Source organism: Rhizobium sp. BK591, assembly GCF_014195045.1.
Classification (GTDB): domain Bacteria; phylum Pseudomonadota; class Alphaproteobacteria; order Rhizobiales; family Rhizobiaceae; genus Rhizobium; species Rhizobium anhuiense.
The window spans coordinates 366,056-385,124 of the sequence record NZ_JACIAZ010000005.1; the positions used below are offsets into that span (position 1 = coordinate 366,056).

Sequence of the window (19,069 nt, forward strand, 5' to 3'; positions counted from 1 at the left end):
TCCTTATTATCCGATTTGCAAACGCGACGACGGCCAAAAGGGTTCCCTTTTGGCCGTCGCGAATCGCCGTGTTTTTCAGCGTGGAGAACGCTGTTATCCGAGCGGATATCCCTCTTCGGGATCGGTGACTTCGCAGCCGTTGATCGACAGAGTGTAGCCGCGATCATTGGACGCTTTTGAGACCGAAATGCGGTATTTGCCGCCGCCTTGCTCCACCTCTGCCGCAAAACCGTCCCATTCGGACGGGAGCGCCGGACGCACGTAGAGCCGGCCGTCCTTCAGCCGGATGCCGAGGATGCCCTCGACGGCGGCGCGGTAGAGCCAGCCGGCCGACCCGGTATACCAGGTCCAGCCGCCGCGTGATGTGTAGGGCTCATGGCCATAGACGTCGGCGGCCACGACATAGGGCTCGACGCGGTATTGCTCCGCTGAAACCTTGTCGAGCGCATGGGTGATCGGGTTGAGGATCTGGAAGCAGCGGAAGGCATCGTCACCCCGCTTCAGCTGCGCTAGCGCCATCACCACCCAGGTCGAGGCATGGGTATATTGCCCGCCATTTTCGCGCACACCCGGCGGGTAGGCCTTGATATAGCCGGGATCCCTGGCGGAATTGACGAAAGGCGGCGTGAACAGCCGGATGATCCGGGCATCCTCGTCGACCAGTTGGTCGAGCACGGCCTCCATCGCCGTGACGGCGCGGGCCGGATCGCCCTCGCCCGAGAGTACGCTCCAGGACTGCGCGATCGAATCGATCCGGCATTCGGGGCTTTCCTTGGAGCCGAGCAGCGCACCGTCGTCGAAGGTGCCGCGGCGATAGTAGCCGCCATCCCAGGCCGCAGTTTCGAGCGCCTTCTTCAGTTCGATGAGATGCGCCGACCAGCGCTCCGTGCGGGCGGTGTCGCCGCGCTCTTCGGCATAGGGAATGAAGGAGCGCAATGCACCCGCCAGGAACCAGCCGAGCCAGACGCTGGTGCCGCGCCCGCCGATGCCGACGCGGTTCATGCCGTCGTTCCAGTCGCCGCCGAGGAACAGCGGCAGGCCATTGGTCCCCTTGCGGGCGATGGCGAGATCGAGAGCCAGCGCCGCATGTTCGTAGACGCTCGCCTTGTCCTCGGAAATCTCCGGCTTGTAGAAGGAGTCGTGCTGGCCTTCGAGCAGTGCCGGCCCTTCCAGGAAGGCGATCTCCTCGTCGAGCACGTTCTTGTCGCCGGTGACGCTGCAATAGTGATGGATCGCATAACTCAGCCAGACGACGTCGTCCGAGATCAGCGTGCGCACGCCCGCACCCGTTCCCGGCAGCCACCAATGCTGCACGTCGCCTTCGCGGAACTGGCGCGAAGCGGCATTCAGGATCTGCCGGCGGGCAAGCGAGGGTTCGTGCAGCACGAAGGCGAGCGTATCCTGCAACTGGTCGCGGAAGCCGAAGGCGCCGCTTGCTTGGTAGAAGGCGGTGCGGGCCATGATGCGGCAGCCGAGGCTCTGATAAGGCAGCCAGGTGTTGACCAGATTGTTCATCCCGCGATCCGGCGTCGATATCTGCAGTCTGCCGGTGAAGTCCCGCCAGAAGGCGCGGTTAGCCTCGACGGCGTCGTCGAACGAAACCTTGCGGATATCGGCAATGACAGTGCGCGCCTCTTCTTCCGTCGGCGTGTCGCCGAGGAAGAAGGTGAAATCACGCTCCTCGCCGGCGCCAAGTTCGATGTCGATCGCAAGAGCCGCGGCCGGATCGCCATCGAGTTCGGTGCCGCCGGAAAGGGCGGCGGCCGAGATGACGGCCTGCGGCGCCTGGATCGTCCCCGCCTTGCCGATGAATTCGCGCCGGCTTGCCGAGAAACTCGAAACCGTCTCGCTCGCCGCGAAGAAGGCGGTTCGGTTGGAGAAATCGATGCTGTAGGGATTGGTGGCAAACAGCGCCCCCGTCTCCTCGTCATGGCTCGACAGGATGAAAGGCACCGTGCGTGCCGGATTGCTGCCGAGGATCCATTCGACATAACCGTAGAGGCGCAGCTTGCGGCTGGCCGAACCGGTGTTGCGCAGGCGCAGGCGCTGCAGTTTCACCGGCCTTTCGCGGTCGACCGTCTGCGTTAGTTCGAGCGCGATATCGTGCTGGACACTGGAGAAGACGGAATAGCCGAGCCCGTGGCGGGCTTCGAAACGAATGTCCGGCCGGCGGGAAAGCGCAGCGAAAGGCGTCATGACGGCACCGCTGTGGAGATCGGTGAGATAGAAGGCCTCACCCGAACGGTTGACCACGGCATCGTTCGACCAGGAGGTCAGCTGGTAGTCGCGCGAATTGGCGCTCCAGGTAAAGCCGGAGCCCTCCGCCGACACGTGGAAGCCGAACCTGTCATTGGAGATGACGTTGATCCAGGGCTGCGGCGTTGCATGACCGCCAGGCAGCCGAACGACATATTCGCGTCCGTCGCGGGCAAAGCCGCCGATGCCGTTCCAGAAGTCGAGATCGCCTTCCTCCTCGATGACAACGGCGGGCACGACAGGCGGCGGCACCGGCACGACACGCTTGACGGGGGCCTTGTTGCGCTCGGCCCGTTCCATCTCCTGCAGCTCCTCCTTGGAGGGTGCAAACAGCGCCACGGCGCGGTTGATCTGGTCGACCACCTTGCCGTTCTTGGTATGCAGCGTGACGCGGGAGGCCGCGATCAGCGCATGATAGGTGCTCTCCTCCATCAGGTCCTTGCGCACCGCAAAGATATGCTGGCGCAACCCGTCGGCCTGGCCCATGCGACGGACGTTCTCGCACATGGCGTCGAGCGCATGTTGCATGTCCTGCGCATAGGAAGAGGCGCGTTCGTTCATGATGACGAGATCGGCGGTGACGCCGCGCGAGCGCAGATACTCCTGCGCCAGCAGCGCCTCCCGGGCGATATCGAGATCCATGTCGTCGTTGATGCGCAGCGTGAAAATCGGGAAGTCGCCGGAGATCGCCAGCGGCCAGAGCGCCGATTGCGACTGCAGGCCGGCCTCGACGGTCGCCTCGTCCTTGCGCAGCTGCATGTCGGGATAGACGAGGTAGCGTCCGAGATGCTGGAAGGCCGCCGCCTGCTGCGAGGTGACGCCGACATGGCGCATCTGCACCTGCGTGCGTGTCCAGGCCTGGACGAGTTCGTGGTTGAAGGCGTCGGGATGGCGATAGCGATTGACCGCCTTGTCGACTTCGTCGCGGCTGGGCGCCGCGATCGTCCAGAAGATCACGCTGACTTTCTTGCCGGCCGGCACGCGGACGGTGCGACGCAGCGACATGACGGGATCGAGCATGAAGCCGTCGCTGCCCGAAAGTGTCGCGCCCGGATCGAAGGCCGCCGCATCGGCAAGACTGCGGCCACGGCCGATGAACTTGCGGCGGTCGGTCTCGAATTCGGTATGGCGGGTGTCGCCGGCATTGTCGACGATCAGATGGGCGATGCTGATGTTCGGCTCGTTCGGGTCGCGCTTGTTGCGTTCGGCACGGATGACGTCGCCGCGCTTGCCGATCTCGGTCTTGACGAACATGCGGGCGAATGCCGGATGCGCATTGTCGGTATCATCGGAGGTGATCACCGGTTCGAGATAGGAGGTGACTTCGATGAAGCGGTCTTCCGTGCCCATGTTGAGCAGGGTGACGCGGCGAGCCTCGGCATCATGCTCGGTCGCAATGATGCACTCCACTTCGCTGGTGAGGTCACCGACCGTCTTGGTGAACTGTGCCTTCTCGTCGGCGAATTCGACCTTGATCTTCTCGCCTTCGACACCCTTCGGCTCAGCCGTCGCCGACCACCATTCGCTGGTGGCGGTATCGCGCAGGAAGATGAAGCTGCCCCAGCGGTCTTCGGTCGGATCGGCTTTCCAGCGGGATACGGAAAGGCCGTTCCAGCGTGAATAACCAGCACCCGTCGCCGTCAGCATCAGCGAATAATGACCGTTCGACAGGAATACGAGTTCGCGGTCGCGCGAAGCCGGATCGTTGATCTTCCGGAGCTCCGGTCGCAGGAGATCGTCCTGGATGCTGGCCGGCGTGTCGGATTCGTGTTTGCCGCTCATGACCGGGATGTCGCGCGGCGCCTTTTCCTGCAGCAGCAGCTCGGCCGCCTCGATGACCGGATCGGAGTGGAAGAGCTCGCGCAGATGACCGTTGAAGGCGACGTTGGCGACAGCCGCGATCGACATGCCGTGATGGTGGGCATAATAATTGTAGACCACCGCGCATTTCTTGCCTTCCGGCACGCGTGTCGGCGTGAAGTCGACGGCGTCATGGAAGCCGAACTTGCCGAGCGCGCCGACCTTGCGCAGCCTCTGCAGGTTTTCCAGCGCACCCGGCGGGTCGTACTGACTGGCGAGCAGCGATGCGTAAGGCGCGATGACGGCATTGTGGCCAAGGCCGCGCTTCAGGCCGAGCGTCGGTACGCCGAAATTCGTGTACTGATAATTGAGGTTATGGTCGCGGGCATTGAAGGCCGCTTCCGAAATGCCCCACGGAATGCCGAGCTTGCGGGCGTAATTCATCTGCTCGACGACGACCAGATTGTTGGTCTGGTTGAGAATGCCTCCGCCACGCTCCTGCATGACGAGCGGCGGCATCAGATATTCGAACATTGAGCCGGACCAGGAGACCAGCGCGCCGCGTGACCCCACAGGCACGACCTGGCGGCCGAGGCGATACCAGTGTTCGGTCGGCAGGTCGCCCTTGGCGATGCCGAAGAGGCTGGTCAGGCGGCATTCCGAGGCAAGAAGGTCGTAACACGCCTGGTCGAGTTCGCCGCTTTCGACGCGGTAGCCGATCGACAGCAGGCGCCGCTCCGGCCGGAACAGGAAGCCGAAATCCATCGAGAAAGCCAGATCACGGGCCTTGTCGCGCAACGCCACCAGGCGCGGCCGCAGCGCATCGACCTTGGAAAGGTCGAAGGTGCTGTCGGAAATATGCGCCTCGCAGACCTTTACCAGCGATGCCGCCCATTGGGTGACTTCTTCGCTCTGCTTCGACTTGACCTCATGGTCGAGATTGGCGGCAAGCTTCTCGATGTCGCGCGCGAGAACGGCGAGGTTGATGATGCGGATCGAGGCGAATTCATGCTCGCGTTTGACGGCGGCAAGTGCGTTCTGGAAGCCGACGATGCGCTCCTCCAGGCGCCGGCGCAGCGGGCGCACGGTCTTGCGGTCATCGGGCAGGTCCGCCAGCACTTCGCCGAGAATGCCGGCGGTGTCGCCGACGCCGTCGAGATTGCCCTGCATATGCGCCGACGGCGCCTCGGCCCAGTTGCGGCAGGCCGATGAAATGGCGATCAGATGGCCGGCGAGATTGCCGCTGTCGACGGCCGAGACGTAACGAGGCCCAAGCGTCTGCAGCGTATCGGTGTGATACCAGTTGAACAGATGGCCGCGGAATTTCTCCATCCTGTCGATCGTCGCGATCGTCTGCTCCAGCCGCTCGAGCGTCTCCTCGAAGGAGAACCAGCCGAAATGCCGGCCGGAAACGACGGAGAGCAGATAGACGCCGATATTGGTCGGCGAGGTGCGTGCCGCGACGATCACATGCGGCGTTTCCTGGATATTATCAGGCGGCAGATAGTTCTGCTCGGCCGTCGTGAAGGTCTCGAAATACCGCCAGGTGCGCCGGGCGATCTTGCGCAGTTCGCTCGACACGGAATCGGCGACTTCGAGCCGGTCTTCGGTCTCCGCCGACTGGCTGACATACCAGGCGACAACAGGCGACAGGACCCACAGCAGGGCGAAGGGAATGCCGACGAGGAAGGCGTTGTCGCCGGGAAGGGCTGCGAAACCGAGCGCCAGCAGCGCCAGCACCGGCGCATGCCACATCGCCTTGTAGTAGGAGATCAGCGTCCCCTGGCCGCCGGCCTGGACGCTGGCGGCGGTGCGCCACTGCAGCATCAGCTTGCGGCTGACGAACAGGCGGTAGAGCGAACGGCCGATCGCATCCGCCATCATGCAGGCCGAGTCGGCGATGAAGACGATGCGCAGCGCAACTTGTGCATTGGCCGCCGTGATATCGGACCAGACCGTATAGAGATGGGCGCGGGCGATGATATCGCTGGTGCGCGGGATGATGCCGTTGATGAGCGACAGCGTCGGTGCGACGAAAAGGCAGAAGATCAGCAGAATCTGCCAGATGAGTGCGCCGAGCGGGCCCATGAAATACCAGCCGAGCACGGAGGCGAAGAACCAGGCGATCGGCGTCAGCGAGCGGCGCAGATTGTCGAACATCTTCCAGCGGCCGAGTGCCGTGACGCCGTATTTCGGATTGAACATGTAGGGCAGAAGCTGCCAGTCGCCGCGCGCCCAGCGATGCTGGCGCGAGGTTTCCACCTCGTAGCGGATCGGGAAATCCTCAACCAGTTCGAGATCGGTGACGAGCGCGCAGCGCGCCATCGAGCCTTCGAGAAGATCGTGGCTGAGCACGGAATTCTCGTCGATCCGGCCCTTCAGCGAGGCTTCGAAAGCGTCGACATGATAAAGCCCCTTGCCGGTGAAAGTGCCTTCGCCGGCGAGATCCTGATAGACGTCGGAAACGGTGAAGACATAAGGATCGAGGCCGCGATTGATCGAAAAGACGCGCTGGAAGACCGAGGCGTCCTTGCCCGTCGTCAGCGACGGGGTGACACGCGGCTGCAAGACGCCGTAGCCGCTTTCGACACGGCCGGTTTTCGGATTGATGACCGGGCGGTTGATCGGATGATAGAGCTTGCCGACGAGCTTGGTGACGGCATCGCGCATCAGGCGCGTATCGGCATCGAGCGTCATGACATACTGCACATTGGCCGGCACCGCATTGGCGCCCGGCAGATAGGTCGTGTCGCGGTCGCCGCGCAGCAACATGTTCAGTTCGTGCAGCTTGCCGCGCTTGCGCTCCCAGCCCATCCACACGCCTTCCGAAGGATTGTAGAGGCGGCGGCGATGCAGCAGATAGAAGCGCGTCTTGCCGTCATAGGCATAGCGGGCGGAAAGATTGGCGATCTCACGCCGCGCATAATCGAGAACCTCGAGATCGGCAGCCGTTTCCTCGACCTCGCTGTCCGGCCAGTCGCTGAGCAGTGCGAAATAGATCTCGCCGCGCGGGTTGGCGAGATAGTGAACCTCGAGATTGCGCACGTGGTCGTCGACGCTGTCGCGGTTCGAGATCAGGCAGGGCACGACGAGCAGCGTGCGTGCGTCCTCCGGAATGCCTTCCTTGAACTCGTAACCGACAAGGCGCGCCGGCGTCACGAAGAAAGAAAGCAGAGTGTTGAAGAGACCCGTCGCCCCTTCTGACGCCGGTACCGAGAACATGATCAGCAGCACGGCGATTTCGATCGCCCCCATGCCGGCATTGGCCATGAACCTGCCGACGATCGCCATGGCGATGATCGTCAGCAGCATGACCGGCAAGGCAATCGCCAGCCAGTTGAACTGGCGCACGGCGCGCACGAAATGCTGGATGATCGTCGGGCGATAGTTCGCCCGCGCCTCGAGCTTCGGCCGCTGCGCGCCCGACAGGAAACCACCGACATTCGGTTCATGCGGCTGCGGCTCGTCCGAAGCTTTGGCGGCATCGGTCATGTCGAGCGCCAGCTGGGCGATTTCCATTTCCGTCAGCGGCGAGCGCTTGGCCAGCTTCTCGATCTGTTTTCGATATTTGTTGCGCGAGCCGGAATCGAGGATGCCGTAATCCGAATGCTCCCAGAGCAGCCTGTCGACATGGCTGACCTGCTCGACCCAGACCGACCATTCGGCATCATCGATCTCGCGAAGGCTGCGGATGATGTTGCCCATCGTCACGTTGCCGGAAGACAGGCGGCTATGTTCGGCCGTCGTCGCCTCTTCGGTGTTGCGGCCGAGTTCTTCCAGCCGCTCGTCGAGCCAGGTGATCGCCAGGCTCGACGTCTGTGAGCCGTCGCGCAGGCGATAGAGGAACTGCGTCGAGAATGTATTGTCCTCGGCAAGCGGTTCCAGCGTCTTCAGATAGGCGGCCGCTCCGGCCGGATCGGTCAGGCGCACCAATTCGTCGGCCGCCTCATTGGCGCGGCGGCGCATGCGGCGGCTGGCTTCGACACGGCTGGAAATGCGGCGAAGGTTTTCGACGAGCACGTAACGCACCAGCGAAGGCAACGCCCAGAGTTCGCCGATCTTCAGCGTCTCGCTGGCCTGGAAGCCATCGACCAGCGCCGTCAGGCTTTCCTGCGAGATCGTGCTGTGGGTATGGGCGACATAGAGCCAGGCAAGCACGAGGGTGCGCGGTACCTCGACGCCGCCGACGACCATGGTCGGCAATTCGCGATAGAAGCGGCGGGGGAAGTCGCGCCGCACCTCCTGGATCGCCTCTTCGACGATATAGTGATTGTCCAGCAGCCATTCTGCCGCCGGCGTGATCGTCTCACCGGCCTCGACATCAGTCGCCGTGGTCCGGTAGACGCGCAGGATTTCCTTCTCGTTTTCCTTATGGCGCGCGAAAAAATCGAAGGGAGCAAAGGCCGGCAGCTTGTCGACGCCGTTCCGGGCGACCCCATCGCCCATCGCCTTGATGTCCTCGATGGCAAGATAGGTCGAGCGGATCGAATCGTTGTGATCGATCTGCTTCGTCTCGGTTTCGCGCGAAGGGCTCGGAGAAAGATGTGAAATAGACATGGGTTCGGTTCTGGATCCAAACGAAGTTATGGCTGTTTTGCTCAGCCTTTTGCACTGCTTATCATGACTGCTACATGAACGGAGCCCTATTCTTCAAAGATCGAAGAAACCGGGGCGAATGAGACTTGGGCCAAGCGAGGCAAACGGGCTAAGCCCCGGTTCAGGATGTGGTCCGAAGGCTGATCGCGGCCATCGATATCCTCTCCGCGAAAGCCATGGCGAAAATTTGGACACTATCGGAATAATTCAAGCCAAGAGGCATCAGCCGCCGCCGGCGAGCTCGTCTGGCGGCAATGCGAAAGCTTCGATTTCGGAAAAAGGAAAGGGCAGGATCGATAGACCATGTGCCGGGGGGCGGCGCTTGGGGGCAGCTTTCGACCCTTGTCCTTTGCCGCTCCGTCGCCGGTATTCAGATGCGTGAAAAAAGTACAGAAGAATGATGATGGGGATCGGAATGCCGATCAACCACAATAAGATGCCCTCATGGCCACTCTCCCTTTGACATTCGAGTGCCAGGAGAATGCCGAGACACATCAAATGTTCGGAATTCTATAGGGGCGGAAACCGCCGCAGCGCCGGCACTTGCCAACGCTTACCATTCGCCGATTAGCCGACGACGCCGCAAACCATGGCGACGACGAACAGAAATGCCGCAGTGAAAATCGCTCCATGGAGCAGCGCCTGAAGCCTGTGACGCGTGGTGAGTGGCTTCTTGGCCGGTATGGAACCATATTGGTTCACGTGAGCATGCGAAATACCCAGATCTGCCATATGTCGCCTCCGTTGTTCTCGTGCGGCCGGTTGTGCGGCTCGCGCTTATATTCTTATTTTCTCTATCAAGTAGGTAGAGATAAATTTCCGTCCAGAGCGAAAGGAAGAGAAAATTCAACCAGCCTTTTTAGCAGAGCGTGCGCCACGCCCAGATCCAGGAGCGCTCGACGGCACTCTCATTCTCAGGCAGGTTGGAGGAAGTCTCGATCAGCCGGCGGTCCTTTTCCGCAGGAAGAGATACCGAAGCCTGTTCTTGGCGATCGGTTTTCACGGGAGGATCGAGGTAGCCCATGGTCATCCCACCGAGAAAGAACATGCTTCAACCTCCATTGATCACGAAAGCTAACAAACGTTAACAGGATCATGACAGAAGCAAGGCAGCTGTCAATAGTCTAGTTGAATGGTCGTCTTTTAGCAAAGCGTTATCCTTAACGCCGCTATCGATCTTTCCTTTTCAAGGGCTTGAAAAGATTGCCGTTCAGGCTTTGACGAAACCCTTGCTCGCGATCATCAAATTTCGCGTGTAGTCCTCGTGAACCGCGCCGCCCGCCAGTTCCTGAGAGCTCAGCCGCTCGACGACGGCGCCGTTGCGCATTACCGCGAGCCTTTCACACATGTGGGTGACGACGCCGAGATCATGACTCACCATCACGAAGGTGAGTTTGCGGTCACGTCGGATCTGCTCCAGCAGGTTCAGCACTTCGGCCTGCACCGAGGCGTCGAGCGCCGATGTCGGCTCGTCGAGCAGCAGGATCGACGGTTCCACGATCAGCGCCCGGGCGATCGCCACGCGCTGCCGCTGGCCGCCGGAAAGCTGGTGCGGATAGCGGAACCGGAAACCATTGCCGAGGCCGACTTCGTCGAGTGCGCGGGCGATGCGCTTGTCGCTGTCGTCGATGCCATGGATCGCGAGCGGTTCGAGCAGAAGCCGGTCGATCGTCTGGCGCGGATGCAGAGAACCATAAGGATCCTGGAAGACCATTTGCACGCGGCGATAGAAAGACTTGCTGCGTTTCGAACCCTTCAGCACTTCGCCATCGATGTTGATCGCGCCGCCGCTGATCGGCGCAAGTCCGGCAACAGCCCGCAACAAGGTCGATTTTCCCGATCCGGACTCGCCAACGAGACCGAAGGATTCGCCGCCTTCGACGGCGATGCTGACATCCTTCAGCGCATGAAAATGGTCGTAGACGACGCTGAGATCGTCGACTTGGAGAGCTGCGCTCATGCCGCCCACTCCGGCCTGCGGTCGAGCACCGGCAGCGGGTGACGGTTTGAGCCGATCTCGGGCATGCAATTCAGCAAGCCTTGCGTATAGGGATGTTGCGCATGTTTGAGATCGGCAGCCGCAAGCTCCTCGACGATCTTTCCGGCATACATGACGATGACGCGATCGCAGAAGGAAGAAACCAGCCTCAGATCATGGGAGACGAAGATCAGCCCCATGCCACGCTCGGACACCAGCCTGTCCATGATCCTCAACACGTCGAGCTGGACCGTCACGTCGAGCGCCGAGGTCGGCTCGTCGGCAATCAGCAATTCTGGCCCGGCAATCAGCATCATGGCGATCATCGCCCGCTGTCCCATGCCGCCCGACACCTCGTGCGGATGCAGGTCGAAGACACGCTGGGGATCACGAATCTGCACCGCTTCCAGCATGGCGAGCGCGCGCTCGCGCGCCTCGGCCTTGCCGACCTTCTCATGCGTGCGCAGCGTTTCGCAGATCTGCCGCCCGATCGACATGACGGGATCGAGCGAATATTTCGGATCCTGCAGGATCATGGCGATGCGCTTGCCGCGCAGCCTGCGCCTTTCGCCCGCCGGGGCATTGATCAGATCGATGCCGCTGAAATTCAGCCTTTCGGCCGTGACGACGCCGTGTTTCGGCGTCAGACCCATGATCGCCCGTCCGGTCTGCGACTTGCCGGAACCGGATTCGCCGACAATGCCGAGCCTTTCCTTGCCGAGCGTGAAGGAGACGCCGCGCACGGCCTCGATCACGCCGGTGCGCGTGGGGTAGCTGACCTTGAGCTTATCAACCGTCAGAAGTGTCGTCATTGGCCACTCTCCTTCGGATCGAGCGCATCGCGCAGGCCGTCGCCGAGGAGATTGAAGCCAAGGCTGACGATGAGGATGGCGATGCCGGGCATCGCCGCAACCCACCATTGATCGAGGATGAAGCGCCGTCCCGAGGCGATCATCGCCCCCCATTCCGGCAGCGGCGGCTGTGCGCCCAGGCCAAGGAAACCGAGACCGGCCGCCGTCAGGATGATACCCGCCATGTCGAGCGTTACGCGGACGATCAGCGAGGAAATGCAGAGCGGCATAACATGGCGCACGATGATGCGAAGCGGCGAGGCGCCCATCAGCTTCACCGCCGAAATATAGTCGGAGCGCCGGACCGTCAGCGTCTCGGCACGCGCGATGCGGGCATAGGGCGGCCAGGAGGTGATGGCAATGGCGATGATCGCGTTCTGGATGCCAGGCCCGAGGGCTGCGACAAAGGCGAGCGCCAGCACCAGCTTCGGAAAGGCCAGGAAAATATCGGTGATGCGCATCAGCGTCGCATCCACCCAGCCTCCGGCATAACCGGAGACCGTGCCGACGATCAGCCCGATCGGCGCCGAGATGATGGCGACGAGCGCGACGACGAGCAGCGTCAATCGCGATCCGTAGATCAGCCGTGAATAGATGTCGCGGCCCTGGTCGTCCGAACCGAGCAGGAATTCCCCGGTTCCCGGCGGCAGCAGCCGGGCATTGCGCAGATCGCCGACAACGGGATTATGCGTGGCGATGACATCGGCAAAGGCGGCGGTCAAAAGCAGCGCCACGATGATCAGCAGGCCGAGGACGGCGAGCCTGTTTGCCGTAAACTGCCGCCAGGTGACATAGGCGCGGCCGAGGCGAGCCTGCAGGCGCGATTGCGGCCGGTCGGAAAGCAGCCAGTCGCGGCGGCTCATCGCAGGAGGTGGGCTGGCGGAGGCCGTCATCGGTTTCGCGTCCTCGGGTCGAGCGTCCGGTAGAGAAGATCGGACAGAAGGTTGATGCCGATGAAGACCGTCCCGATGACGATCGTGCCGCCGAGCACAGCGTTCATGTCGGCGTTCTGCAGCGAATTGGTGATGTAGAGTCCGATGCCCGGCCAGGAAAAGACGGTCTCGGTCAGCACCGAGCCTTCGAGCAGGCCGGCATAGGAAAGCGCAATCACCGTGACGAGCGGCACGGCAGCATTGCGCAGCGCATGGCCCCAGATCACCCGCGTTTCCGAAAGCCCCTTGGCGCGCGCGGCAACGATATATTCCTGGGAAAGCTCGTTCAGCATGAAGCTTCGCGTCATGCGGCTGATGTAGGCGAGCGAGAAATAACCGAGCAGGGATGCCGGCAGGATGATGTGGCGGAAGACATCGTAGAAGACATCCCATTGTCCCTGCCAGGCACTGTCCAGGAGATAGAAGCCGGTGATCGGCGTGAAGGTGTATTCGAAAACGATGTCGATGCGGCCGGGAAAGGCCACCCAGCGCAGTTGCGCGTAGAAGATGACGAGCGAAATCAGCGCCAGCCAGAAGATCGGCACCGAATAACCGATCAGGCCGATGACCCGCACGACCTGGTCGGCGATGCTGCCGCGGCGCACCGCGGCGAGAACGCCGAGCGGCACGCCGACGAAAGCGCCGATCAGCGTTCCGAGCGTTGCAAGCTCCACCGTCGCCGGAAATGCACGGCGAATATCGACCATGACAGGATTGGTCGTCAGGACCGAATTGCCGAAATCGCCGGATAGGATGCCTTTGATATAGATGAAGAACTGCTGATAGAGCGGCAGATTGAAGCCCATTTCCTGGCGTACGCGCTCGACGACATGATTGGGCGCGCGGTCGCCGAGGATGGCGAGCACGGGATCGATCGGCACGACGCGGCCGATAAAGAAGGTGACGGCCAACAGGCCGAAATAGGTAGTGACAGCGGCAAACAGGAACCGCCCTAGCGCCTTTGCGAAGGCGCTGGCACGGCCCCTTCGGGGCCGCGCCTCCTGTGGTGTTTCGACGGTGCTCAAGCCCCTCAATCCTGCCGGATTATTCCTTGGCGATCGGACCGACGAAATTGGTATCGAAGCTCGGACCCAGTTTGAAGTCCTTCAGGCTCTTGCGGTAACCGGCCACCTCGGTCTGCTGGAAGATGAAGACGAAGGGGCTGCTGGCCAGGTACTTCTTCTGGATATCCTGATATATGGCGGCACGCTTGGCGGCGTCGCGTTCCAGAAGTGCGGCCTTGGCTTGCTTGTCGAGTTCCGGCGCTTCCCAGCTGTTGCGCCATGCGAGCGTCTTCACCGTGCCGGCATCGGAATTGTCGGGATTGCCGGTGAAGGTATCGGCATTGGAGTTCGGATCGAAATAGTCCGAACCCCACTGGCCGATATACATGTCATGGGTGCGGGCGCGGTATTTGGTCAGTGTCTGCTTGCCGTCCCCGGGGATGATTTCCATCTTCACGCCGGCCTGCGCCAGCGTCTGCTGCATGGATTCGGCGATACCCGTCACCGGCTGGTTGTTGCGCACATCCATGGTGACCGAGAAACCGTCGGGCAGGCCCGCCTTGGCGAGCAGTTCCTTGGCTTTGGCGACATCGAGCTTATAGGGATTCTCGTCGAGCGCGCCGAGCTGGCCCTTCGGCAGGAAGGTCTGGTGGATTTCGCCGATACCCTTGATCAAGGTCGCGCCGATCGCATCGTAATCGACCAGATATTTGAAAGCTTCCTGGACTTCCGGCTTCTTGAGGTTCTCGTTCTTGTTGTTCAGGCTGACATAATAGATCGTGCCCTTCGGCGCACTTGTCGTCGCGAGATCGGCATTTTTCGAAACGGCGTCGATATCGCCCGGCTCGAGGTTGCGGGCGATATCGATATCGCCGGCTTCGAGCGCCAGCCGCTGGGCAGAACTTTCCTTCATGTAGCGGTAGATGACGCGGTTGAGCTTCGCCTTGTCGCCGTAATAATTGTCGTTGCGCTCCAGCACGACGACTTCGTTGGCACGCCATTCGCGCAGCTTGTAGGCGCCGGAGCCGGCATAGCCGGTCTTCAGCCATTCATTGCCGAAATCATTGTCGTATTTGTGCTCGGCATCCGGCGTCACCGCCTTCACGTGTTCCAGCACCAGCTTCTTGTCGACGACGGAAGCGACGGTTGCCGTCAGGCAGTTCAGCACGAAGCTCGGCGCATAGGCCTTGTCGACCGTGAAGACGAAGGTGCCGGCATCAGCCGCCTTGGCCTTTTCCGTGACGTTGTCGCCGGTGAGGCCGAACTGGGTGAGGATGAAGGCCGGGCTCTTGTCGAGCTTGACGGCGCGCTCGAACGAATAGGCGACGTCTTCGGCGGTGATCGGATTGCCCGAGGCGAATTTCAGGCCGGGCTTCAGCTTGAACGTATAGGTGAGGCCGTCATCGGAAACGCTCCAGCTCTCGGCCAGATCGCCCTTCACCTTCGACGTATCGTCCATGTCGAGACGGACGAGCAGGCTGTAGCTGTTGCTGGTAATCTCGGCGGTCGAAAGCTCGAAAGCCTCGCCCGGATCCATCGTAATGATATCGTCGATGGCAAAACCTTCGACCAGCGTATCCTTCGGCGTCTCGGCGAAGGCGGCGGGTGCCGCCATCATCAGGAGCGAAAGCGCGGCTCCGGCGGAAAGCATGCGAAAATTGCGGCTGAGTTTGGTCATCATCATGATCTGTTCCCCTGTTTTTTGATTGGATTAGGAAAGGCTTAGGCGCGGTCCTCCCGCCAAGCTTGGGCCAGAATGCGAAGCCAGTTTTCACGGGCAAGTTTTGCGAGGTCGGCATCAGCATAGCCAACCTCTTTGAGAGCGGCAATCAGCTTCTGATTGCCAGCCGCATCACCGATTTCCTCGGGAATGGTGGCCCCGTCGAAATCCGATCCGAGCGCCACGCATTCGATGCCGATGCGGTTCACGAGATAGTCGATATGGCGGATCATGTCGGCAAGCGGCGTATCGCTGTCCGAGCGGCCGTCGGCACGCAGCATGGCGGTCGCATAGTTGATGCCGACGAGCCCGCGGCTTTCGCGGATCGCATCGAGCTGCTTGTCCGTCAGGTTTCGTGCGACCGGCGTCAGCACATGGGCATTGGAGTGGCTGGCGACCAGCGGTTGGTCCGTCGTCTTCGCCACGTCCCAGAAACCCTTCTCGGTGATATGGGCCAGATCGATCAGGATCCCGAGGCGATTGCATTCCCTGACCAGTGCGAAGCCGGCATCGGTCAGGCCGGGGCCTGTGTCCGGCGACATCGGGAAGGCGAAGGGCACGCCGTGACCAAAGACATTGTGCCGGCTCCAGACCGGCCCGAGCGACCGCAGCCCCGCTGCGTAGAATACCTCGAGTGCCGAGAGATCGGCGCCGATCGCCTCGCAGCCCTCCATATGCATGACGGCGGCGAAAATGTCGTCCACCATGGCGCCGCGGATGTCTTTCACCGTCCGGCAGAGCCGCCAGGCGCCTGCCTGGTCGAGCCGCAACGCGATCGCCGCCATTTCATTGGCAATGGCAAGGGAAGGCAGCGGATCAAGGGGGGCGGCCATCGGCGTGATATAGCGACCGTTGGCATCCGGATCGGCGAAGACGAGATCGCCCGAGGGAATGTAGATGGCACAGAGACCGCCGGAAAGACCGCCCTCTCTGGCCCGACGCGCATCGATATGGCCGACCGTCGTGCCGTCCGCGAATTCTGCGATCGGATCGCTGCCGTCTTTTGAATGTGTCCAGAGTCGAAGGAGAACGTCGTTGTGACCGTCAAATACGAATTGCATCTGTCTTCCTGCGCTGCCCTACTGCATAATTCCTTAAATCGGAATCGATTTAAGGACAAATTATGCAGCATTCAAAGTGCTACAGCCTCCGTAGCGCGTCTTTTCAGACGCGCGGCGCCGTAGAGGGCGAATGAAGCGGCAGAATAGAAAAGCTGACGGGATTCGCCACCCCTTTTTTTAAAATCCGTCATGGTGCGGAAAACAGAACGGGGGCCGAAGCCCCCGTAAAAAACCATGAGAGATCAGTGCTTGCGTCGTTTCTTCTGTCTGTAGACGTCGATGACGACAGCCGCGACGATGATGAGACCCTTGACGATCTCCTGGTAATAGGCGTCGATCCTGAGGAAGGTGAAGCCGGAGGTCATGACGCCGAGGATGATGGTGCCGATGACGGTGCCGGTGATGCGCCCGACGCCGCCGGTCAGCGAGGTGCCGCCGATGACGGTCGCGGCGATCGCGTCGAGTTCGTAGCCGACGCCCATGCTGGCCTGTGCGGTTTCAGCACGTGCCGCCGTGACGATCCCGGCGAGACCGGCAAGCAATCCGGCAATCACATAGACCTTGACGAGATGCGCCTCGATGTTGATGCCGGACACGCGTGCCGCCTGCGGGTTCGCGCCGATCGCATAGGTGAATTTTCCGTAGCGGGTATAGCGCAGCGCAATGTGAAAGATCAGCGCAACGACCAGGAAGACGACAACCGGCCAGGCTTTCGTTCCGATGAAATGAAACTGTTCGGTGATCCCGGAAACCGGCTGTCCCTTCGTATACCACTTGGCGACACCTCTGGCCGAAACGAACATGCCAAGCGTTGCAATGAACGGCGGGATCTTCGTATAGGCGATGAGTGCGCCGTTCGCCAGACCGGCTGCCGCTCCGATCAGCAGGCCGATTATGATCGGCACGAAAGCCGGCAGGTCGGTCAGCGACGGAAAGACGGCCCGTCCCCAGGTCGACGACTGGGCGAAGCTTGTTGCAATCATCGCCGTCATGCCGACGACAGAGCCCGACGAAAGGTCGATGCCGCCGGTGATGATGACCTGCGTGACGCCGACGGCGATGATGCCGATGACGGAGACCTGAAGGATCATGATCGTCAGGCGCTGCGAATTCATCAGGAAACTTTGGCCGATGAACATCCAGCCGAGCACCTCGTAGATGAGCGCGATGCCGACGAGCACGAGGAAAATGCTGAGCTCGGTCGGTATGCGCCGCCGCCTTTGCCGGGTTGCGAGCGGGGCTCCGCCCTCTGCTGCCTTGGTAGTCATGTCAAGCCTCCCTTGGGCGATTGCCGGTGACGCATCACTGCGCAGCCAGTTCCATCACCTTGATCTGCGTTGCTTCGTCGCGATTGAGGAAACCGGTCACGCGTCCCTCATGCATGACCATGATGCGGTCGCTCATGCCGAGAACCTCAGGCATCTCGGACGAGATCATCACCACCGCCACGCCGTTGCGCGCCATCTCCACGACCAGCCGGTGGATTTCCGCCTTGGCGCCGACATCGATGCCGCGCGTCGGCTCGTCGAGGATAAGGATGCGCGGATTGGTGAGCAGCCAGCGTCCGATCAGCACCTTCTGCTGGTTGCCGCCCGAAAGATTTTCCACCCGCTCGTAAAGATTGGGCGTTTTCACGCGCAGTTTCTTTGCCATGTCTTCACAGGTTGCCTCGATAGCGCCCTGCTGCACGAAGCCGCGCTTGACGTATCTGTCCTGCAGAACGGCGATCTGCATATTCTCGAGAATATCGAGGATCAGCAGGCAGCCGGTATCTTTCCGGTCCTCGGTCAGGAACGCCATCTGGTGACGGATGGCCTCGGTCGGAGAAGAAATCGTCACCGGCTTGCCGTGGAGTTCGATCGAGCCGGAGCTTGCCGGCGTCACGCCAAACAGCGTTTCGGCAACATTCGATCGGCCGGAACCGACAAGGCCTGCCACGCCGAGGATCTCGCCGGCTCTGACATCGAAGGAAACGTCGTGGAAGACCCCCTTGAGACAGAGATCCTTGACGGAGAGCACGACCTCGCCGATCGGCACCTCTTCCTTGGGAAACATCTGGGTGATCTCGCGCCCGACCATCATGCGGATGATGTCGTCGCGGGTGACGTCGGTCGAGGCATGCGTGCCGATATATCGGCCGTCGCGGAAGACGGAGAACTCATCGGCGATCTCGAAAAGCTCGTTCATCTTGTGGGTGATGTAGACGATGCCGATGCCCTGGGCCCTGAGGTCGCGGATAATACGGAAAAGATGCTCGACCTCGCGCTCCGTCAGCGCCGAGGTCGGCTCGTCCATGATCAGCACGTCGGACTTATAGGAAACCGCCTTGGCGATCTCGACCATCTGCCGGTTGGCGACCGACAGGTGCCGGACCTCGATATCGGGATCAATCTCGATATTGAGCCGGGCAAACAGCTCCTCGGTCATGCGATGCATGAGGCCGTGATCGATGAAACCCAAGCGGTTTTTCGGTTCGCGACGAATCCAGATATTTTCCGCGACCGTCATGAACGGCATCAGGTTCAGTTCCTGATGGATCATGGCAATCCCGTTCTCCAGCGCATCGAGCGGAGATTTCAGCCGGATCTCGACCCCTTTCAGGCGGATATCGCCTTTGTCGGGGATATAAATGCCGGCGAGGATCTTCATCAGTGTCGATTTGCCGGCGCCGTTTTCGCCCATCAGCGCATGCACCGAGGCGCGCTTCAGCCGGAACTGCACGTCGTCGAGCGCGACGACACCCGGAAATTCCTTGCGAACGCCCTCGGCGCTCAAGAGATATTCCGCATTCGGAACTGCACCACTGGCGCGCACGGCGGCCATGGTTGTCGGGCTGACGGCCATATCATCTCCTCCGGATACGGACAGGCG

At 61.4% G+C, this 19,069-nt stretch carries 11 protein-coding genes; all 11 read right to left on the reverse strand.

Features of this window, described 5'->3' with window-relative positions:
- Window positions 1-93 precede the first annotated feature (93 nt).
- Window positions 94-8,613, reverse strand: a complete 8,520-nt coding sequence (locus tag FHX10_RS23735) for a GH36-type glycosyl hydrolase domain-containing protein (RefSeq protein WP_063473845.1) — start codon at window positions 8,611-8,613, stop codon at window positions 94-96.
- Between the two features lie 606 nt (window positions 8,614-9,219).
- Window positions 9,220-9,384 carry a hypothetical protein gene (locus FHX10_RS23740; RefSeq protein WP_168333612.1) on the reverse strand — a complete coding sequence of 55 codons (165 nt, stop codon included), beginning with the start codon at window positions 9,382-9,384 and terminating at the stop codon, window positions 9,220-9,222.
- A gap of 127 nt (window positions 9,385-9,511) precedes the next feature.
- Complete coding sequence (locus FHX10_RS23745) at window positions 9,512-9,700, reverse strand: hypothetical protein (protein WP_063473847.1); 189 nt, start codon at window positions 9,698-9,700, stop codon at window positions 9,512-9,514.
- A 162-nt stretch (window positions 9,701-9,862) separates the two neighbouring features.
- A complete protein-coding gene (locus tag FHX10_RS23750; protein WP_063473848.1) occupies window positions 9,863-10,612 on the reverse strand; it encodes an ABC transporter ATP-binding protein in 750 nt (249 codons plus the stop codon).
- Window positions 10,609-11,442 (reverse strand): ABC transporter ATP-binding protein, encoded by an 834-nt coding sequence (locus tag FHX10_RS23755; protein WP_028757716.1) that lies wholly within the window; start codon window positions 11,440-11,442, stop codon window positions 10,609-10,611. The genes FHX10_RS23750 and FHX10_RS23755 overlap by 4 nt, the downstream gene beginning before the upstream one ends.
- Window positions 11,439-12,374 (reverse strand): ABC transporter permease, encoded by a 936-nt coding sequence (locus FHX10_RS23760; protein WP_028757715.1) that lies wholly within the window; start codon window positions 12,372-12,374, stop codon window positions 11,439-11,441. Before FHX10_RS23760 ends, FHX10_RS23755 begins: the two co-directional genes overlap by 4 nt.
- A complete protein-coding gene (locus tag FHX10_RS23765) occupies window positions 12,371-13,438 on the reverse strand; it encodes an ABC transporter permease (RefSeq protein WP_028757418.1) in 1,068 nt (355 codons plus the stop codon). Before FHX10_RS23765 ends, FHX10_RS23760 begins: the two co-directional genes overlap by 4 nt.
- 19 nt (window positions 13,439-13,457) lie before the next feature.
- Window positions 13,458-15,101 carry an ABC transporter substrate-binding protein gene (locus tag FHX10_RS23770; protein WP_028757417.1) on the reverse strand — a complete coding sequence of 548 codons (1,644 nt, stop codon included), beginning with the start codon at window positions 15,099-15,101 and terminating at the stop codon, window positions 13,458-13,460.
- 38 nt (window positions 15,102-15,139) lie between these two features.
- A complete protein-coding gene (locus tag FHX10_RS23775; protein ID WP_028757416.1) occupies window positions 15,140-16,198 on the reverse strand; it encodes a dipeptidase in 1,059 nt (352 codons plus the stop codon).
- Between the two features lie 242 nt (window positions 16,199-16,440).
- On the reverse strand, window positions 16,441-17,466 hold the full coding sequence (locus FHX10_RS23780) for an ABC transporter permease (protein ID WP_028757415.1): 1,026 nt from the start codon (window positions 17,464-17,466) through the stop codon (window positions 16,441-16,443).
- Window positions 17,467-17,500: 34 nt separating this feature from the next.
- Window positions 17,501-19,042: a sugar ABC transporter ATP-binding protein gene (locus FHX10_RS23785; RefSeq protein ID WP_028757414.1), complete on the reverse strand. Its 1,542-nt coding sequence runs from the start codon at window positions 19,040-19,042 to the stop codon at window positions 17,501-17,503.
- Window positions 19,043-19,069: the final 27 nt, after the last annotated feature.